Raw genomic sequence first — 17,922 nt, forward strand, 5'->3', positions numbered from 1 at the left:
TGGCAGGCAGAATGCGACAAGTGTCGATCTTGGGGAAGCAAGCGACGTCGAAGTCGTCGCACCAATACTACCGTGGTCATTCGACGACTGGCCGATCCATCAGCTCAAGGAACTGATGGCGGTGACCCGCAGCGGTGAGATCATTCAAATCGTTCGGCGAGACTGAGAAGGCAGGCGCGCGTGGCTATTGAATACCGAGTGACGCTGGCGGGCAACATCCCGCTGGAACAGGTGGCTGAACTCGCCGCCCCGGATGGCGTCGAGGAGTCGATCCGGCCCGGCTATCCACGACTGCTGGGCGCGGACCTTACGCACACGTCCGGGTACAGCCTCAGCATCTATGCGGGCAGCAACGGCTACTTCGATGCCGAAGACGACGACGGTTCCCAGTGGGAATGGGAACCCGACACCTACGTCAACATCGTCTTCCACATGCCCAAGGACGACTCTCTGCGCGCCGCAACACCGAACATGGTCGCGGCCGTGGCCCGCGTGCTCGCCGGCCGTCCCGAGGACGCCGCGCTGGTACTGAACGGCAACTGGCTGCTGCTCACCCGAGTCGCCGGGACCCTACGCAAACACCGGCCAGCCTGGTGGGACAACCACCTCATCACGATCCACATGATCTGACTCCCCCAGCCCCGCCAGTGGCACGCAGCGCAGGTCAGCCGGCGAAGGAACGGTCGAGGTGGTAGTGGTGCCACCAGTCCGGGCGGTAGGTGTGGACGACGCCGTCGGTTCGGGTCAGGAGAAGGTAGTTGCCGTCCTGCACCAGTGCCGCGTCCTCGGCGCGGCCGGCGAGGACCCTCCTGACCGCCGCCATCATGTTGGGGATTCCCGTCTCGACGATGTCGTCGGCCCGCATGGAGAACGTCACGGAAACGTACGACGTGGGTGCCCATTCCCAGCGGGTCTCGCCGTCCGCTTCGGCCTCCCAATAGCCGTCGGTTCCGGCGCGGACGGTGATGGCGTAGCCGCGTTGCTCGTACAGACGGGCGGAGAAAAGGGCCGGGGTCGACGCTGGCCGTGGGACTTCGCGGGGGTCGGCAGCGGTGAGGGCAGCTACCTCTGCAACGGGCGGGTCACCGGCCAGGACCAGGCGGAACTCCACGGCCATCAGGACGCCCTCTCAGTCTCGCGGACGATCTGACGGATCGTACCGTCGCGGGTGACCACCGCCAGTTCCTTCAACCCGCCAATCGGCCACTTGTCGAACTGCCGCCGCAAAGCCGCCACGTCACCCTCCCAGTCCTTCAAGTTGAGCACCACCCGCTGCGTCTGCTCATCGTCGACCTTCTCCCGGACCTGACTCCACACGTTGCGCACCGACGTCCGGGCCTGCGGCGAGTAGCAGTCGAAGACGTGCCCCTCGATGAGATAGTCGGGGTCCTTGTCCGGATTACCACGGTCACCGGTACGGACGCGGGCGTCGCCGACCTGCTGCGCCGTGGGGTTCTGATGCACCCGGTAACCCTTGACGGCAACGGTGTCGGCACACTCGTTCTCCAACTCCAGAGCTCGTCGGGTGCTGTCGTCCGTCCTGGCTCCGACTCGGGTCCGTGGACCAGTCGGGGTGCCATTCTCGATCCCCGTGGCTTTCCTGCCCCACGCCGGAAGGTCGTCCTGTTGCTGCTCGGTCACCACACGCGACACGTCGCCGGGGATCGTCGGCGCAGGGCTGGCCGGTAGAGGACGACCAGCCCCGATCAGTTTCCCGACGACCCCAGTCCCCGCGCCTGCCCTACCGCCGCCTCCGCAGCCTGCTGCACTGCGCCACAACGCTGCACTACAAGCACCAAGACCTGCTTGATGCTGTCAAGAGACTGCAGAAGTGGACCCCGGTTGTCCACCCCGCAGCACCGTACCGACGAGTTGCCGGGCCTGATCGACATGGCCGATCGTCGCGGCGGTCCCCTCGCGGGCACCCGCGATGGCCTGTTGCACCTGCGCCAGCGCGGCGATGGTCTCCTGCGGAGTGGCAGCCTCCCGAGGCACACTCGCGGCAGCGCGAGTCGCCTCACCCACCGTCCCAGCAGCCCCACTCAACCCCGCCTGGATAGCGGAAATCGCGGCGCGAACCCGCGCCATTCCCGCCGCGACCGCCGCAAACCCGGCCCCGACAGCTCGGGCAGCGACCTGCTGGACCTGATGGTCGGCCGCTGCGGTGAGGCTCCGCCCTCGCTCCAGACCTGCAATTACAGCCCGCAGCTCGCCGTCGATTTCCTCAATGCTCGACACGTCAATCACCCCGCGACCGAGAACGGACTCCCGACCAGCAACCTACCCGGCCGCATCACCTCCCGGCGATGCACCGATATCGAGCCGGATCCACCACTCAGGGAACTCACAGTGAACCCCCTAGTACGGCCCCTACTGCGTAGTGAACTAGCCGTAGCGTTTACGGTGGGCCATAGAGGCCTCCGGTAGGTATGGGCGTCAGCGCCTCACACCTCGCCGGGGCCTCTCCATGGCTCAAGCCGACACGCCGTCAAAGACGCTCATGGCCACTACAACTAGCGAACTGTTATTCCGACGATGACACTGCAGCCCACTGACGAGCTCTCTGCTGCGGCGTGGCTGTATGCGACCGATGTCGACCCGACGCGGCTGATCACCTTCGGGCCGGCCTCGTTCCCCGCGTACGCACGCCTTCGCTACCTGCCCGATCCGGTCCTTCCGGAGATGCGCGAGTCGGACGTGCGGCTGCCATCTCGCCGATCTACTGAGATCGACATAGCCCGAACAGCGTTGGAGGCCCTCGCCGACTACAGCTCCTCCACGCGCGACTGCCATGTCTGCGTATGGGAGGGCGGCGCGACGTTCCGGAATCCCGCACTGACTGGCGGACCCATGCTGGACCTTCCGCACCGGCGATACGTCCTGTTCACCGGCACCCTGGACGACTTGATGGGGTGGAGCGACTTGTTCGACTCCGAAGTTTACTCAGCGCCGGCATTCGTCTGGCCTGCGGATCATGCGTGGTGTTTCGCCAGCGACGTCGACCCTCATTGGGCCGGCATCGGAGCCGACCGTGGGGTTGTCGACCGCCTCGTCGCAAACAGGAACCTTGACGTGGTGCATGCGGACCCGGAAGAGCGGCAGCCGACGTACTACTGACAGCCATTTTCATCGTGCGTAGCGGTTGGCTTCGACGTGGTGCAGGACGAGGGGCTTTGTCTCGTATGTGAAACAGAGCCGTTGGCAAGACAGGCCCCGCCGACGGGGTGGCCGCCGCAACGGCCTTCGTGCGCGACGGGGTGCAGCGGTAGCAACACGCGAAGCGTGCCGAATAGTCAAGGTCAAGGCCGCCAGGAAGGACACAGTCGTGACCACGGCCGTGGCCGCCGAACCCGTCCACGTCGATGTGATCGCCGCACTTTTTGCAGAGTTGGCCCGGGGTCGGCATGGACGGCGAGGCATCCGATCATAAGAATTTTCTCCTGGAGGGGTAACGGCGGGGCCTTGGCTGACACAAGCAGTAGTAGTTGTTTCCAAGCGTGAGTCAGGAGGCCGGATGGGGCCGTCGGGTGAGCGTGGCGAGGACTGGTTCACCGACCTGTACGCCACCCACTACCAGGACATAGTGAGATACGGGCTTCGCCGCACCGCGGGCATGGATGACTCGGTGGAAGTCGCGCAAGAGGTGTTCGTGGTGGCATGGCAGCGTCGCGTCGATGTCCCCCAGCACGGCCTGCCGTGGCTGTACGGGGTAGCCAGGCGGGTTCTCGCCAACCGGTGGCGCAGTCGCCGCGGCAGACCCATCGTCACCTCGATGATCGATCTCCCTCAACATCAGGCGGATACCCAGAACCCGGAGTCGGCCGGAGACCTGCTGGATCTGATCAACGCCCTACACAGCCTCAGCGAGACCGACCAGGAGATCTTGCGATTGATCGGGTGGGAGGAGCTGACGCTGGCAGAGGCAGCTGTCGTGCTCAGCTGCAGCCGACCTACCGCGGGTGTGCGTCTGCACCGCGCGCGTTGGCGGCTGCGAAACGCGATGGGAACAACCTCGTCAGTCAAGAACACGCAAATCCCGGGAGGGAAGAACGATGAACACGCCGCAGCAGCTACGGGACCTTCTCGGTCCGGCTGACCCCGCCCAACGTGTGGCGCTGGTGGAGCCAACGCTATCGGCTGGCCAGGTCATCGCCCGCGCCGAGCGCGCTGATCCGTCCCCGTCACGCCCGAGGGCCACTCGATCCCGTCGACGTGCTGTTCTGGTGGCTGCACCTGCCTTTGCCGCCGTGTTGCTCGCCGGTTCGGTCGCCGTTGTGCTCGGGCGGCCGTCGGCAGATCCGAATGTGCTACCGCTACCTCCGCAGGCCGGGCCCGCCGTCGCTGGCACCGTCCTCACACCGATCTCCTACGAGATCAGAGACGCGGCTCCCGACGCGGCTCCCGCGCTGCGCAATCTGGCAGCCAGTATCACGGCCGCAGACCATGACGCGAAGTCGGACGGCTACGTGTACCACCATCTGCGGTCGTGGGGAGCGACGCGGGCACTGGGTCCGGACAATCGGCAGATGGGTCTAGCACGGGAGGCTTGGACATGGTCCGACTCTCGCGGGACAGGTGAGAGTCGGGTGAGGGACCTTCAACCCGAGTTCCCGGATGAGGAGTCCCGACGTTACTGGGAGTCGATCTTGGCTAGCAGTGGTGCGAACTCGGGCTCGGCCGGGCCCGTCGTTGCCTCGTCCGGAGCGGTGGGAGCCCGGGAACCTCTTGATCCGGGCGATCTGGCCTCCATGCTCCGGACCGATTCGGGCGCCCCCGCAGTGGCGAAGGCTGTCAACGAGCTCTACCGCGTGCACGTGGTGCCGCTGGCGATTCGTAGCAAAATCATCGAAACGCTCGCTGATGTCCAGGGATTCCAGTGGCGCGGAGCGGTGACTGACCGAGCGGGACGTCAGGGCGTCGCCGTGACTACAGACGACAGGCAGCACGGCTTCCAGATGGTCCTGGTCTTCGATCCGAGGACCGGTGACTTGTTGGCGCACGAGAATGTCCGCCTCGCAACTCCACAACAGGTGGTTGCCTACAACCTTTTCCTCGAATACGACCGCCGCTCGTCTATAGGATAATGAAGGAACAGTGCGTGGGCTTTCCTGCTTCGGAAAGCCCACGCACTGTCAGCGAAAGGTGTCGTCAGCTGGTGCAGACGTGGACTCCGTCGATAATGTCGTTAATGTTGCCGTTCGGGCTATAGCGGAGATTGGAAACGCGTTGGTACGCGTAGCTAGTCAGAACGTTCGACCAGCTACTTCCAGTGTAGTTGTAGAAGTAGGTGGCCGTACCAGGCGTCTGGTTGTTGTCGAACATTGAGATGCGATCGTTCCACTTCGGCCCCGAGGTGCCAGTGCCGACCCAGGCGCCGTCCGGGTACCGCATCCCGCCCAGATTGATCAGGCTTCCTGAGGGCTGGCAGTCATAGAATCCGAGCCCTGCACCGAAATCGTCGACAAGCGCGTGCTCCCACACGCAAAGGTAGTAGTAGTCGCAGATATCGGCGGCAGCACGCGCGTTGTTGGCGCTGCCGTCGCTGGGCGGCAGGATTACGTCGACGCCCGGAGCGATGTTGACCACGCCCGCGCGCACCTGCTTCGCGTCAGGGTTAGCACGAAGAATGTCCTTAACGGTCAGCTCGCCGTTGGTTGGTGCCGTCGTAGAGCCTTGGTCGGGTAGCGAGGGACCCGGACTTGGATCTGCGCTTGCCGCCGAAAGGCTGCTCGATGCGGCAAGTAGGGCGGCAACAGAGATGGCGGCAGTAAAACTTCCGAAACGGCGCAGCGCGATTCTCCGGGCCTTCATGCGGGCCTCCCTTTCAAGGTTGTACCGACGGTTCGTTAAGTAGCTGATGCCACTTGCGATAGAAGGATCCTCACAAGCCCCGGCAGAAGCGTCAAGTAACCACCTCGTGACTGTAAGTTATGTCGCGAAGGTAAATGACTTACCACAATGGCGTTCGACCAGTCCAGGTCGAACGCCGCCCAACACGAAGCGTGATGCATCGATGGACGTGAGCTATCTCTCGGTGAATAAGGTTGCGAGATAAGGATTGGGCGTGGTCGTCACGCGGATCCCCTGCTCCTCTGCCCACGGCCGTTTGAAGATCACTTCGTGAGTTCGAGGATGGCGAATGGTCTGGTCATGTGACGACTGGCCCAGCGGGTCAGGGCCCCGGCCAAGTCGTGAGAGGTGTCTGGGTTGAGGTGGTTGGCGTAGACGCGCCCTTGGTGTGGGCAGCAGGGCGGGCATGACGTTCCAGAAGATCATCGAGGTTCTCGAGGCCTGTTGATCTACCTGAAGTGAACCATGCCCGCGCTGTCACCATCGCTGATCTCATCGTTGTCGACCGCACCACCCAGGGCATCTGCGGTGGCCTCGGCTGCCGGCCTGCTCACGGCGTTGGGTTCCCTGCCCGATCCACGTGCCCGGCGTGGAGTCCGGCATGCTCTGGTAACCGTGGTCGCGGCGGCGGTCTGCGCGGTCGTCGCTGGTTACCGCTCGTATGCGGCGATCGGTGAATGGGTCGCTGATCTACCCGCTGATACCGCGGCTGTGCTCGGGATCGACCCTGGCCGGCGGCCGTCAGAGGCCATGATCCGCAGGCTGTTGCAAACCCTGGACGCCGACCGGTTGGCCATGGTGATCGGAGCCTGGCTCGCCACACAGCTGCCCGCGCCGTCGGCGGGAACACCCCGGGCGATCGCCGTGGACGGCAAGACGCTACGCGGCTCCCGGACCGGCGACACCGTCGCCCGGCACGTCCTGGCCGCCGCCGACCAGGCCACCGGTGTCGTGCTGGCCAGCACCGACGTCGACGGCAAGACCAACGAGATCACCCGCTTCGCACCCCTGCTCGACCAACTCGGCGACCTCGGCGAGGTCGTGGTGACCGCCGACGCCCTGCACTGCCAGCGTGAACACGTCGCCTACCTCGCCGAACGCGGCTCCCATTGGATTCTCACCGTGAAGGGCAACCAGCCCAGCCTGCACGCCCAATTGGCCCGCTTGCCCTGGCGAGGCGTTCCCGACCCCACCCGTGACAGCGACCGTGGTCATGGCCGCCGGGAGATCCGCACCCTGAAGATCCTGTCCATCTCCACCGGGATCGACTTCCCCCACGCCGCCCAAGCACTGCAGATCCGACGCCGCCGCCGGCGCCTCGACCAGCCGAAACGCTTCACCACCGAAACCGTCTAGCCATCACCGACCTACTCGTTCACCAAGCCAGGCCGGAGCACCTCGCAGGGTGGATCCGCGGTCACTGGTCGATCGAGAACAAGGTCCACTGGGTCCGCGACGTCACCTACGACGAAGGCCGATCCCAGATCCGCATCGGCACCGGACCCCAAGTCATGGCATCCCTACGCAACGCCGCCATCGGCGCCCTACGCCTGACCGGCGTCACCAACATCGCCGCCGCCAACCGCCACCACGCCCGCGACAGCAACCGACCACTGGCCCTACTCGGCATCACCTGAGGACTTTGCCGGGGCCCTGGGTAGCAGAAGGACTCTCCATGCGTTGAGCGTTGCTAGGACTCCTGACACGCACAACGCGAAGGGCGCACGCCGCGTCCCATGGCCGACACAGGGCTCTGGCGAGCCCGTTCCGACTGCCATAATCCCTGGTGGTCGGCTCGGTCTCCGGACCACGCTCCGATGTCGTCCCTTGTGGACGTCGCAGTGATGCCCCTGCGGCGGTGCGGCGAACTACAGTGACGTAGTTTTGGCGCTCAAGATCCCTGGGGAGGGCGAGCCGAGATGATGGGTCCATCGCACGCGTTGTCCGGCGCGGCGGTATGGCTGAGCGGGTCCTGGGCGCTACAGCAGTTCTACGACTACGAGCAGTCTCCGTTGGCTCTCGCCGTGGGCACCGCCGTCTGTGCCGGTGGGGCGTTGCTGCCCGACCTCGACCTGTCCGGCAAGGTGACCCGGAACAAGGGCGGCGCGACGGTGGCCCGTACCTTCGGTGTCTTCTCGCTGTTTATCGCCGAGGTGGTGGAGAAGATCTCGCTGGGCGTCTACTACGCCACCAAGCTCAGCCGCGACCCGAAACGCACAAACGGCCACCGTACGCTGACCCACACCATTCCGTTCACCGTACTGCTCGGCTGGGGCACCACCACGCTGTGCGCGACGTACGGCAAGTGGGCGGTCATCGGCATCCTGTTCTTCATGATCGGCCTGGCGCTGCGCGGCCTGTTCGACAAGTGGGCCGAACGCGCCGGCTGGGTGATCGTCACCCTGGTTTCGGCCAGCGCGGCCGCCTTCACCGCCGCGAACCTGCCCGGCGATCGGGGGTACCCGATGATCGGCCTGGCGGTCGGGGTGGGTGCCTTCGTGCACATCATCGGTGACATGATCACCAGGGCCGGGGTGCCGATCCTCTGGCCGATTCCGATCAAGCGCCGGATGTGGACGCCGATCAGCCTGCCCGACAAGATCGCCTTGCGGGCCGGCGGGCGCACCGAGGTGGCCATCGTCCGCCCCGCACTGACCGTCATCTCGATCCTGGCCTCGATCGGCCTGCTAGCCCCCTCCCTGCTCAACAAGTTCAACATCAACGGCTGACCCGCCCCCCCACCGGCCAAACCCCCGAAGTGGTTGACCATGAGGTTGACGGCGAAGTTGATCTCCCTGACTGCCGCTAACCTCATGATCAACGGGGCGGGGGGTCCATTCGTGGTTGGCTATTGACGTGGGTGTGATCGGTGGCCTACGTTCGTCGAACCGTTTCGACTAACCGCTTCGACGGGGTAGGCACGGTGGCCGGGCTCATCGGGGGGAGGTGGCGCGATGGCGACCATGCACGACGTGGCTCGGCTGGCGCAGGTGTCGGTGAGCACGGTGTCGTACGTGTTGACCGGGGCCCGGCCGATCTCCCAGGCCACTCGGGACAAGGTGCTGGCCGCCATGGCGGAGTTGGATTATCAGCCCAACGCCATGGCGCGTGGGTTGGCCAGTCGGCGCAGCCGGATCCTCGGTCTGCTGCTGCCGATGGATGAGCGCGGTTTGGGCGCCACCGAGACCGCCTTCGTCACCGGCGCGGCGGCCGGTGCCAGCGCGGCCGGCTACCACCTGGTGCTCGCCCCCATCGGGGTCGGCGAACGCGACGAACTGCGCCGGCTGGCCAGTCAGCGGATGCTCGACGGAGCGCTGCTGATGGAGGTGCAACTGCACGATCCGCGGGTGGAGGTGCTGCGTGAACTCGACATCCCGCTGGTGCTCATCGGCCGTACCGCCGACACCACCGACCTGTCGTACGTGGATATCGACTTCGACCGGACCGTGGCCGAAGCGGTCGGTCACCTGGTGGACCTCGGCCACCGGCGGATCGTGTACGTCAACCACTCCGCCGACGCCATCGCCGAGGGGTACGGCCCGGCCCTGCGTACCCGCGATGCCTTCACCGCCGCGATGGCCGCACACGGTCTGGAGCCGCTGATGATCCCCACCCAGGACAGTGCGGCCGGCGGGCGCCGGGCCCTGGCCACCGCCCTGTGCCAGGCACCGGACCTGACCGCGATCCTGGCGATGAACGAGAGCGCGGTCTTCGGTCTGCTCGGTGAACTCCACAGCCGGGGAATGAGCGTGCCGGACGACGTCTCCGTCGTCTCGATGGTCACCTCGCCGCAGGTGGCCGAACTGGCCACCCCGGCACTGACCGCGATGAACTCGCCCGGGACGGCGCTGGGCCGCATCGCCATCGAGATGCTGCTGCGGCAGGTCGACGGCGGTGACCGGGAGATCCACCAGCAACTGCTGCCGTGCGCCCTTCAGGTACGCGGATCGAGCGGCCCACCGCGTACCGGAGGCGGCAGGGCGGCGGACCCGCGAGCCGGTGGCCGCCGACGGCCCGGTGCGGACGACGACACCGCGGCCCTGCGTCGTGCGGTGACCCGACGCGGGCCCTGACAAAGAACCGGCCCGACACTCATCAGGCAGGAGCCGACAAGTGAAGTTCACCGACGGGTACTGGCAACTGCGTCCCGGCGTCACCGTGCTGCGACCCGGCGCGGTGGAATCGGTGGAGCCGGACGAACGCTCGTTCACCGTGTTCGCGCCCATCGGCAGGATCACCGGTCGGGGTGACACCCTCAACCGCCCGGTGGTCACCGTACGCTTCTTCTCCCCCGCCCCCGGGGTGGTCGGGGTGACCGTCGGGCACCACCACGGTGGGCTGCCCAAACAGCCCCGCTTCACCCTGGCCGAGGCCACCGATCATCCGGTGCAGGTGGAGGTGACCGGGCTCAGCGCCCGGTTGACCACCGGGGAGCTGACCGTCCGGGTGGCGCTGACCGGGCCCTGGCAGGTCGACTTCCTGCGCGGCGACCGGCTGGTCACCTCCTCCACGGAACGCAGCATCGGGGTGGTCACCGACGCCGAGGGCGGCAAGTACGTGCACGACCGGCTGGCCCTCGGCGTCGGCGAGACGATCTACGGGCTGGGTGAGCGCTTCGGGGCGTACGTCAAGAACGGTCAGACGGTGGAGATCTGGAACGCCGACGGGGGTACGGCCAGCGAGCAGGCGTACAAGAATGTGCCGTTCTATCTCAGCAGCGCCGGCTACGGGGTGTTCGTGGACCACCCGGAGCACGTGTCCTTCGAGGTGGGTTCCGAGGTGGTGTCGCAGACCCAGTTCAGCGTGCCCGGACAGTCGCTGACCTACCACGTGATCGACGGGCCCAGCCCCAAGGAGGTGCTGCGCCGGTACACCGCGCTGACCGGTCGCCCGGCCCGGGTGCCCCCCTGGTCGTACGGGCTGTGGCTGTCCACCTCGTTCACCACCTCGTACGACGAGAAGACGGTGACCGAGTTCATCGACGGCATGGCCGAGCGGGACCTGCCCCTGTCGGTGTTCCACTTCGACTGCTTCTGGATGCGGCAGTTCCACTGGGTCGACTTCATCTGGGACCCGGCCACCTTCCCCGACCCGGAGGGGATGCTGCGTCGGCTGCACGAGCGCGGCCTGAAGGTGTGCGTCTGGATCAACCCGTACATCGCCCAGCGGTCGTACCTGTTCGAGGAGGGACGGCAGGCCGGCTATCTGGTCCGTAACCCGGACGGGTCGATCTGGCAGTGGGACAAGTGGCAGGCCGGGATGGCGCTGGTCGACTTCACCAACCCCGAGGCCGCCCGGTGGTACGCCGACAAGCTCAAGGTGCTGCTCGACATGGGTGTCGACTGCTTCAAGACCGACTTCGGGGAACGCATCCCGACCGAGGTGATCTGGCATGACGGTGCCGACCCGCAGCGGATGCACAACTACTACTCCTACCTCTACAACAAGACCGTCTTCGAGCTGCTGGAGGCCGAACGCGGCACGGGTGAGGCCGTGGTCTTCGCCCGCTCGGCGACCGCCGGTGGGCAGCAGTTCCCGGTGCACTGGGGTGGCGACTGCGAGTCCACCTTCGTGGCCATGGCGGAGTCCCTGCGCGGCGGGCTGTCCCTGGCCGCCTCCGGCTTCGGGTACTGGAGCCACGACATCGGCGGCTTCGAGGGCACCCCCGATCCGGCCGTGTTCAAACGCTGGATCGCCTTCGGGATGCTCTCCTCCCACTCCCGGCTGCACGGCTCCGGCTCGTACCGGGTGCCGTGGGCGTACGACGAGGAGGCCGTCGAGGTGTTGCGCCGGTTCACCCGGCTCAAGTTGAGCCTGATGCCGTACCTGGCGGCGGCGGCCGACGAGGCCCACCGGGAGGGGATACCGGTGATGCGGCCGATGATCCTGGAGTTCCCGGACGACCCGACCACGGCCTACCTGGACCGGCAGTACATGCTCGGCCCGGACCTGCTGGTCGCCCCGGTGATGAGCGCCGACGGACAGGTCACCTACTACGTACCGGCCGGCACCTGGACGAACCTGATGACCGGGGCCCAGGTCACCGGGCCGGGCTGGGTGAACGAGAAACACGGCTTCGACACCGTGCCGGTGCTGGCCCGGCCCGGCGCGGTCATCCCCTTCGGGGCGGTCACCGACCGGCCCGACTACCCGTGGGCCGACGACGTCCGGTTGCGGCTGTACGCCCCGACGCCGGGGCAACGCACCCGGGTACGGATCCCGTCGCCGGGCGACGGTCCGGGCACCGAGTTCGAGGTGCACTACCGCGACGGGACGGCCACCGCCGAGGTGGTGGCGGGAGTCTCGGCCGGATACCGCTGCGAGATCACGGAGGTGGCAAGGTGAGCGACGCACGGTTCCCCCCGGGCTTCATCTGGGGTACGGCCACGGCGGCGTACCAGATCGAGGGGGCGGCCAAGGAGGGCGGCCGGGGACCCTCCATCTGGGACACCTACAGCCACACCCCGGGACGCACCCTCAACGGGGACACCGGCGACGTGGCGGCCGACCACTATCACCGCTGGGCCTCCGATCTCGACCAGTTGGCCGCCCTGGGTGTCCGGGCGTACCGGTTCTCGATCGCCTGGCCCCGGGTGCAGCCCGGCGGTTCCGGGCCGGTCAACCAGGCCGGGGTGGACTTCTACTCCCGACTGGTGGACCGGCTGTTGGAGCTGGGCATCCAGCCGGTGGCCACCCTGTACCACTGGGATCTGCCGCAGGAGTTGGAGGACACCGGGGGCTGGCCGGCGCGGGACACCGCCGCGCGCTTCGCGGACTACGCCACCGCCATCGTCGGGGCCCTCGGCGACCGGGTGCACACCTGGACCACCTTCAACGAGCCGTGGTGCTCGGCCTACCTCGGGTACGCCTCCGGGGTGCACGCGCCGGGGCGTACCGAACCGGCTGCGGCGCTGGCCGCCGTACACCATCTGAACCTGGCGCACGGGCTGGCCGGGCGGGTGATCCGGGAGCTGGCACCCGCCGCGCAACTGTCGGTCACCCTGAACCTGCACGTGATCCGCCCGGCCTCGGACTCGGCCGCCGACGCCGACGCGGTACGCCGCATCGACGCGCTGGCCAACCGGGCCTTCCTTGGCCCGATGCTGGACGGGGCGTACCCGGCCGACCTGCTGGCCGACACCGCCGGGGTCACCGACTGGTCCTTCGTCCGCGACGGTGACGAGCGCACCGCGGCGGTGCCGTTGGACGTGCTCGGGGTCAACTACTACTCGACCACCCTGGTCCGTGCCTGGGACGGGGAGTCACCCAAGTCGGACTCCGACGGGCACGGCCGCTCGGCCCACTCGGCCTGGGTCGGCTCGGAGCAGGTGGAGTTCCTGCCGCAGCCCGGCCCGTACACCGCGATGGGCTGGAACATCGAACCGGCCGGGTTGACCGAGCTGCTGCTGCGGCTGCACCGTGAATACCCCGACCTGCCGCTGATGATCACCGAGAACGGTGCCGCCTTCGACGACGAGGTCTCCCCCGACGGCGCGATCCACGACGACCGCCGCGTCGACTACCTGCGCCGCCACATCGCCGCCACCCACGAGGCGAGGACGGCAGGCGCCGACATCCGCGGCTACTTCGTCTGGTCCCTGCTGGACAACTTCGAGTGGGCGTACGGCTACGACCGCCGCTTCGGCATCATCCACGTCGACTACGACACCCAGCAGCGCACCTGGAAAGACTCCGCCCACTGGTACCGCACCCTCACCACCACCAACACCCTCCCCTGACCTCCCCCACGCCCGCCCCGCCCGCCAACCCGGCGCGGCCCCCCTCTCCGCCCCGATCTTGCACTTTCTGTCCCCGCAAAGGTGATATTCCACCCATCTCGGCGACCAAAAGTGCAAGATCGACGGGCGCTGGGCGGGGTGGGTCAGGCGGGGACGCGTTGTTCGGGGACGGAGAGGCCATAGAGGGCCATGAGTTCGGGGGTGTCGACCCGGCTGCCGTCGGCTACGGAGTCGCAGGCTATGTCGACGATCTGGTCCTTGTGGGCCAGCAGGTAGGGGCGGGCCCCGACATCGGCGCTGGCCAGGGTGGCGATGCCGGCCCAGTGGCGGCGACCGAACAGCATGGGGTAGCCGCGCAGGCCGTTGTAGGTGGCGCAGACCAGCACGTCGGGGAAGGGCAGGGCGGTCACCCGGCGCACTGCGGCGGCGGTCAGACCGGGCATGTCCACCGGCACCACCACCACCGCCTCGATCCGGTCGTCGTCGAGCCCGGCCAGGCCGGCTCGGATCGACGAGCCGACCCCGGTGCCCCAGGCCCGGTTGACCACCACGGTGACGCGGTCCAGGTCAGCGGTCTCGCGGACCTGGTCGGCCGCGGCACCGAGAACGACCACGATGGGCCGGCAGCCCGCCTCGGTCAGCGTGTCGATCATCTGGTCGACCAGGGGCTTGCCGCCCTGGTGCAGCAGGGCTTCCGGGCCGCCGATGCGGCGACCACCCCCCGCAGCGATGATCATTCCTGCGATCCGGTTCAGAGCCGGGCTCCCTCCCGTGTGGGGCGGCCTGGCCGTCCCCTTCCTACGCACACCGATTGCAACGACCGGCGAGGAAGGGAAGTCGCGGGGCAAATCGGATGAATTGGGTATCCTTCGCTAGTCGCCTTCTCCTTGAGAAGCCGGCGAAGCGTCGGACAGGCCCCGGCGGACGCTACCCGCCGATGCTCGTCGCCGAGATCAGGACGACCTGCCAGGCCCCGGTGACATGCTCGGGCACCACCTCGACGACCACCCTGTCACCGCGGCGCAGGTCGAGGTCGAAGTCACTCTTCCACTGGCCGTCGGTATCGCCGTACATCGCGGTACCGGTCGCCCGGTAGTCCCACCACTCGCCGACGGCGACCTGCACACCGGCGACCCGTACGCGCAGCAGACCGGGCGTCTGGGACACCATGTCGATCGACGTCAGCGTCGGCCACGTCAGCTCCCTACTCACCGGGCGGGTCGGGTCCTGGGGATCCGATCGGAGGATGATGGCGTTCTGGCACAGCGCCTCGCTGCATCCCGCCGGCAGATCCGTCTGGGTCAGCGGGGTGAGGGTGCCCGCCGGCCGGGGCGGCAACGGAAAGCGGTCGAACGGCATCCGCTCGCCGATGGCGAGCCCGATTTCCCCGCGCTCGGGGACCGGCACCGCCATTTCGCCCGCGTCGCCGGCCCGGTAGACACCGGTGACGGTCAGCACGACGGTGGCCGGTTGGCCGACCGTGACGCCCAGGCCCGCCCAGTCGTGCGGACGCAGGCTGCCGTCGTGGCAACTTCCCTCGGTGACGAGTTGGCCGTCAACACGTACCGTCCGCTCCACCGTGATGTCCTCGTCGACGCCGTCGCAGCGGGTGAAGATGACCAGTTCGAGGGTGGTCGGCACCACTGTCACCTCTACCCGACGCGTCGACAGCGGGACACTGCGGGCAGCCACTACGCGAGCACCGTTCGCGTACTCCGGGAATCCCTCGACGGTCGGGGTCGACGAGGGACTGACCGCAGGGGTGGGTGGCACGTCCGGACGCGTTCCGGGGACGGCCACGACGACGGCCGCCATCGCCGCCACCCCGACGGTGGCCCAGGCCGCGATCCGCCGACGACGGCGCGCAAGCACCCTGGCCCGTACGCCACGCAGCCGCACCCGGTGCGCGGCCTGCTCGACGGCATCATGGGAGCGCTCGTCGAGCACCTGCTTGAGATCGGTCAGGTTCATCGCGGCAACCCTTCCGGAGCCAGCGTCTCGTCCAGTCGCAGCTTCGCCAGCGCCCGGCTGGCCTGGCTCTTGACCGTGCCGACCGAGCAGCCGAGCATCTCGGCGACCTCCGCCTCGGCGAGGTCCTCGAAGTAGCGCAGGACGAGCACGGCCCGCTGACGGCGCGGCAGTCGTCCCAATGCGCGCCACAGCTGGTCGCGGTCGTCGAGGCCGGTCTGCGGATCGATCGTCACAGCCGCCTCGGGAAGGTCGGCGGTGGGTAGTTCTCCGCGCCACCGCCGCCGCCACCAGGAGGCGTACGTGTTGACGATGATCCGGCGCACGTACGGCTCGGGGTCGCCGTCGATGCGCCGCCACGCCTCCCAGGCCCGCGCCAGCGCGGTCTGCAACAGATCCTCGGCCAGCGACCAGTCCCGGGTGAGCAGGAAGGCGGTACGCAGCAACCGCGGTGACCGGGTCGCGACGAAGTCGTCGAAACCCTCCGGTGTGTTCAACGTGCCCGCCCTTCCCCGCAAGTCGGTCACCGGTAGTACCGGCCGCACCGGAGGAAAGGTTGCCTGGCACAGCGGCCGGGTCGTCAGCCAGGTGAAGGTGCCCCTCGGAGGGGCAGGTACGACTGCTCAGGCCGCGTCGGCGTAGGACTCGACGATCGACAGATCGAGCGGGAAGCGCACCGGAGTGTCGCCGAACAGCAGGGCGGTGGCCCGCCGACCGGCCCGCTGGACCGCCTCGGCCACCGTCTCGGCCTGCTCGGCCGGGCAGTGCACGATCACCTCGTCGTGCTGGAAGAAGACCAGCTCGGCCTCGGTGCCGGCCAGCTCGCCACGCAGCACCGCCAGCAGGGTGGAGGCCCACTCGGCGGCGGTGGCCTGGATGACGAAGTTGCGGGTGAACCGGCCCCGGGACCGCGCCGCCCGGGCCCGGGGCGACTGCGGGTCGCCGGCCGCGTCCGGATCGACCGGCCCCTCATCGGTGGCGAAACCCGCCGTGCCCGGCGGGCAGGTACGCCCCAGCCAGGAGCGCACCAACCCGCCGGCCTCACCGGTACGCGCCGCCGCCTCGACGTACCCGAAGGCCGTCGGGTAGTTGCGCCGCAACACCGCCAGGGCCGGTACGGCCGCCCCGCCGGTCTGCCCGTACATCGCCCCTAGCAGGGCCAGCTTCGCCCGCCCCCGGTCGCCGCCGAAGGCGTCCCGCGCCAGGGCCGCGTAGAGGTCCCCGGTGGCCCCTGCCCGCGCCAGCCCGCCGTCACCGGAGACGGCCGCCAGCACCCGGGGCTCCAACTGCCCGGCGTCGGCCACCACGAATCGCCAACCCGGGTCGGCCACCACGGCCCGGCGGATCACCTTCGGGATCTGCAACGCGCCACCGCCCCGGGTGGCCCACCGACCGGACACCACCCCGGCGGGCACGTACTCCGGTTGGAAGCGGCCGTCGCGGACCCAGGCGTCCCGCCAGGCCCAACCGTGCGCGGTCCAGATCCGGTACAGCTCCTTGTACTCCAGCACCAACGGCACCGCCGGATGGTCCACCCCGCGCAGCACCCAGGACCGGGTGTTGGGCAGGTCGATGCCGGCACGGGAGAAGGCCCGCAGCAGCTCCGCCGGGGAATCGGCATGCAACTGGCGTACGCCGAAGGCCTCCGCGATCCGGGCGGCCAGTTCGGCCAGGCGACGCGGCGGGCCACCCACCGGGGAGGGCTCTCCCAGCAGCTCGGTGAGGATGCTGTCGTGCACGTCGGCCCGCCAGGGCAGCCCGGCCGCCCCCATCTCGGCGGCGATCAGCACGCCGGCCGACTCGGCGGCCGCCAGCAGGCGGAACCGCCCCGGATGCCCGGTGGCCGCGATGCGGTCGAGTTGGTCGGCGTACACCCGGGTCAACGCGGTGATGCCGGGACCCGGCGGCCCGGGTACGGCCTCGAAGAGTGCGGCCTGCCCGGCCCCGGGTGGGGCGGCGGCCCGCGGCGGCGGATCGGGCGGCACCGGGGTGCCGGTCAGCCGGGCCCAGGCCGCCGCCAGGGAACGCGGTTCACCCCAGCGGCCGGCGTGGCCGAGCAGCAGGGACTCGGTCAGCTCGACGTCGTGGCAGCGCTCGACCCGGACCCCGGCGCGCAGCAGGCCGGGGTAGAGGGTCGCGCCGGAGGCCCAGACCCAGCGGGGCCGGTCCTGGGCCTCCCGCGAGGCGACGGCGGTGGCGAGGTCGGTGACGGGCTCGGGCGGACCGGCGCACCGCCCGTCGACGCGCAGCGGGCACAGCACGCCCGCACCGCCCTCCCCCGCCACCACCGCGACCAGCACACCCCCATCCTGCCCGTACCCACCGACACGCTCTGGCGCCTCGGTCCGTCCGGGCAGTGCTACGG

Annotated in this window: 17 protein-coding genes and 1 pseudogene; 10 read left to right on the plus strand and 8 right to left on the minus strand. The window is 68.5% G+C overall.

The window, feature by feature from the left end; genetic code table 11:
* The first annotated feature begins 180 nt into the window (after positions 1 to 180).
* Complete coding sequence (locus ACGFIK_RS06625) at positions 181 to 630, plus strand: SitI3 family protein (protein WP_393338070.1); 450 nt, start codon at positions 181 to 183, stop codon at positions 628 to 630.
* A gap of 34 nt (positions 631 to 664) precedes the next feature.
* Here the strand turns inward: ACGFIK_RS06625 and ACGFIK_RS06630 are convergent, their stop codons facing one another.
* From ACGFIK_RS06630 to ACGFIK_RS06640, 3 genes and pseudogenes are all read right to left on the minus strand, one after another.
* A complete protein-coding gene (locus tag ACGFIK_RS06630; RefSeq protein WP_393338073.1) occupies positions 665 to 1,117 on the minus strand; it encodes a SitI3 family protein in 453 nt (150 codons plus the stop codon).
* Positions 1,117 to 1,515 carry a hypothetical protein gene (locus ACGFIK_RS06635; RefSeq protein ID WP_393338536.1) on the minus strand — a complete coding sequence of 133 codons (399 nt, stop codon included), beginning with the start codon at positions 1,513 to 1,515 and terminating at the stop codon, positions 1,117 to 1,119. The genes ACGFIK_RS06630 and ACGFIK_RS06635 overlap by 1 nt, the downstream gene beginning before the upstream one ends.
* A gap of 191 nt (positions 1,516 to 1,706) precedes the next feature.
* Positions 1,707 to 2,238: pseudogene (locus ACGFIK_RS06640) on the minus strand (DUF6244 family protein).
* Between the two features lie 297 nt (positions 2,239 to 2,535).
* Here ACGFIK_RS06640 and ACGFIK_RS06645 point away from each other — a divergent pair.
* The 3 genes from ACGFIK_RS06645 (at position 2,536) to ACGFIK_RS06655 (ending at position 5,084) form a co-directional block, all read left to right on the plus strand.
* On the plus strand, positions 2,536 to 3,117 hold the full coding sequence (locus ACGFIK_RS06645) for a hypothetical protein (RefSeq protein ID WP_393338075.1): 582 nt from the start codon (positions 2,536 to 2,538) through the stop codon (positions 3,115 to 3,117).
* Between the two features lie 397 nt (positions 3,118 to 3,514).
* Entirely contained in the window at positions 3,515 to 4,096 is a 582-nt protein-coding gene (locus ACGFIK_RS06650; RefSeq protein ID WP_393338077.1) for an RNA polymerase sigma factor, read from the plus strand.
* Complete coding sequence (locus tag ACGFIK_RS06655; RefSeq protein WP_393338079.1) at positions 4,053 to 5,084, plus strand: CU044_5270 family protein; 1,032 nt, start codon at positions 4,053 to 4,055, stop codon at positions 5,082 to 5,084. Before ACGFIK_RS06650 ends, ACGFIK_RS06655 begins: the two co-directional genes overlap by 44 nt.
* A 64-nt stretch (positions 5,085 to 5,148) precedes the next feature.
* On the opposite strand, the gene ACGFIK_RS06660 is transcribed toward ACGFIK_RS06655, so the two are convergent.
* Positions 5,149 to 5,811 carry a hypothetical protein gene (locus ACGFIK_RS06660; RefSeq protein ID WP_393338082.1) on the minus strand — a complete coding sequence of 221 codons (663 nt, stop codon included), beginning with the start codon at positions 5,809 to 5,811 and terminating at the stop codon, positions 5,149 to 5,151.
* 504 nt (positions 5,812 to 6,315) lie between these two features.
* Here ACGFIK_RS06660 and ACGFIK_RS06665 point away from each other — a divergent pair.
* The 6 genes from ACGFIK_RS06665 to ACGFIK_RS06690 all read left to right on the plus strand — a co-directional run bounded on the left by ACGFIK_RS06665 (position 6,316) and on the right by ACGFIK_RS06690 (position 13,589).
* Entirely contained in the window at positions 6,316 to 7,206 is an 891-nt protein-coding gene (locus ACGFIK_RS06665) for an ISAs1 family transposase (protein WP_393338084.1), read from the plus strand.
* Between the two features lie 155 nt (positions 7,207 to 7,361).
* Complete coding sequence (locus ACGFIK_RS06670) at positions 7,362 to 7,487, plus strand: hypothetical protein (protein WP_327025094.1); 126 nt, start codon at positions 7,362 to 7,364, stop codon at positions 7,485 to 7,487.
* 282 nt (positions 7,488 to 7,769) lie between these two features.
* Positions 7,770 to 8,579, plus strand: a complete 810-nt coding sequence (locus tag ACGFIK_RS06675; RefSeq protein ID WP_393338087.1) for a metal-dependent hydrolase — start codon at positions 7,770 to 7,772, stop codon at positions 8,577 to 8,579.
* A 225-nt stretch (positions 8,580 to 8,804) separates the two neighbouring features.
* Positions 8,805 to 9,923 (plus strand): LacI family DNA-binding transcriptional regulator, encoded by a 1,119-nt coding sequence (locus tag ACGFIK_RS06680; protein ID WP_393338090.1) that lies wholly within the window; start codon positions 8,805 to 8,807, stop codon positions 9,921 to 9,923.
* 40 nt (positions 9,924 to 9,963) lie between these two features.
* Positions 9,964 to 12,195 carry an alpha-xylosidase gene (yicI, locus tag ACGFIK_RS06685; protein WP_393338093.1) on the plus strand — a complete coding sequence of 744 codons (2,232 nt, stop codon included), beginning with the start codon at positions 9,964 to 9,966 and terminating at the stop codon, positions 12,193 to 12,195.
* Entirely contained in the window at positions 12,192 to 13,589 is a 1,398-nt protein-coding gene (locus tag ACGFIK_RS06690) for a GH1 family beta-glucosidase (RefSeq protein ID WP_393338095.1), read from the plus strand. Before yicI ends, ACGFIK_RS06690 begins: the two co-directional genes overlap by 4 nt.
* 143 nt (positions 13,590 to 13,732) lie before the next feature.
* Here the strand turns inward: ACGFIK_RS06690 and ACGFIK_RS06695 are convergent, their stop codons facing one another.
* The 4 genes from ACGFIK_RS06695 to ACGFIK_RS06710 form a co-directional block, all read right to left on the minus strand.
* A complete protein-coding gene (locus tag ACGFIK_RS06695) occupies positions 13,733 to 14,326 on the minus strand; it encodes an NTP transferase domain-containing protein (RefSeq protein WP_393338098.1) in 594 nt (197 codons plus the stop codon).
* A 190-nt stretch (positions 14,327 to 14,516) separates the two neighbouring features.
* Positions 14,517 to 15,560: a hypothetical protein gene (locus ACGFIK_RS06700; RefSeq protein WP_393338100.1), complete on the minus strand. Its 1,044-nt coding sequence runs from the start codon at positions 15,558 to 15,560 to the stop codon at positions 14,517 to 14,519.
* Positions 15,557 to 16,054, minus strand: a complete 498-nt coding sequence (locus tag ACGFIK_RS06705) for a SigE family RNA polymerase sigma factor (protein ID WP_327025086.1) — start codon at positions 16,052 to 16,054, stop codon at positions 15,557 to 15,559. The genes ACGFIK_RS06700 and ACGFIK_RS06705 overlap by 4 nt, the downstream gene beginning before the upstream one ends.
* A 126-nt stretch (positions 16,055 to 16,180) precedes the next feature.
* Positions 16,181 to 17,857 (minus strand): bifunctional 3'-5' exonuclease/DNA polymerase, encoded by a 1,677-nt coding sequence (locus ACGFIK_RS06710; RefSeq protein WP_393338103.1) that lies wholly within the window; start codon positions 17,855 to 17,857, stop codon positions 16,181 to 16,183.
* Positions 17,858 to 17,922: the final 65 nt, after the last annotated feature.

Source organism: Micromonospora sp. NPDC048871, assembly GCF_043198155.1.
Classification (GTDB): Bacteria; Actinomycetota; Actinomycetes; order Mycobacteriales; family Micromonosporaceae; genus Micromonospora.

Coding starts and splice junctions, on each gene's coding strand:
- ACGFIK_RS06630 (WP_393338073.1), bottom strand. CDS start 1,117: ATGGCCGTGGAGTTCCGCCTGGTCCTGGCCGGTGACCCGCCCGTTGCA.
- ACGFIK_RS06645 (WP_393338075.1), top strand. CDS start 2,536: ATGACACTGCAGCCCACTGACGAGCTCTCTGCTGCGGCGTGGCTGTAT.
- ACGFIK_RS06650 (WP_393338077.1), top strand. CDS start 3,515: ATGGGGCCGTCGGGTGAGCGTGGCGAGGACTGGTTCACCGACCTGTAC.
- ACGFIK_RS06655 (WP_393338079.1), top strand. CDS start 4,053: ATGAACACGCCGCAGCAGCTACGGGACCTTCTCGGTCCGGCTGACCCC.
- ACGFIK_RS06660 (WP_393338082.1), bottom strand. CDS start 5,811: ATGAAGGCCCGGAGAATCGCGCTGCGCCGTTTCGGAAGTTTTACTGCC.
- ACGFIK_RS06665 (WP_393338084.1), top strand. CDS start 6,316: ATGCCCGCGCTGTCACCATCGCTGATCTCATCGTTGTCGACCGCACCA.
- ACGFIK_RS06670 (WP_327025094.1), top strand. CDS start 7,362: ATGGCATCCCTACGCAACGCCGCCATCGGCGCCCTACGCCTGACCGGC.
- ACGFIK_RS06675 (WP_393338087.1), top strand. CDS start 7,770: ATGATGGGTCCATCGCACGCGTTGTCCGGCGCGGCGGTATGGCTGAGC.
- ACGFIK_RS06680 (WP_393338090.1), top strand. CDS start 8,805: ATGGCGACCATGCACGACGTGGCTCGGCTGGCGCAGGTGTCGGTGAGC.
- ACGFIK_RS06695 (WP_393338098.1), bottom strand. CDS start 14,326: ATGATCATCGCTGCGGGGGGTGGTCGCCGCATCGGCGGCCCGGAAGCC.
- ACGFIK_RS06700 (WP_393338100.1), bottom strand. CDS start 15,560: ATGAACCTGACCGATCTCAAGCAGGTGCTCGACGAGCGCTCCCATGAT.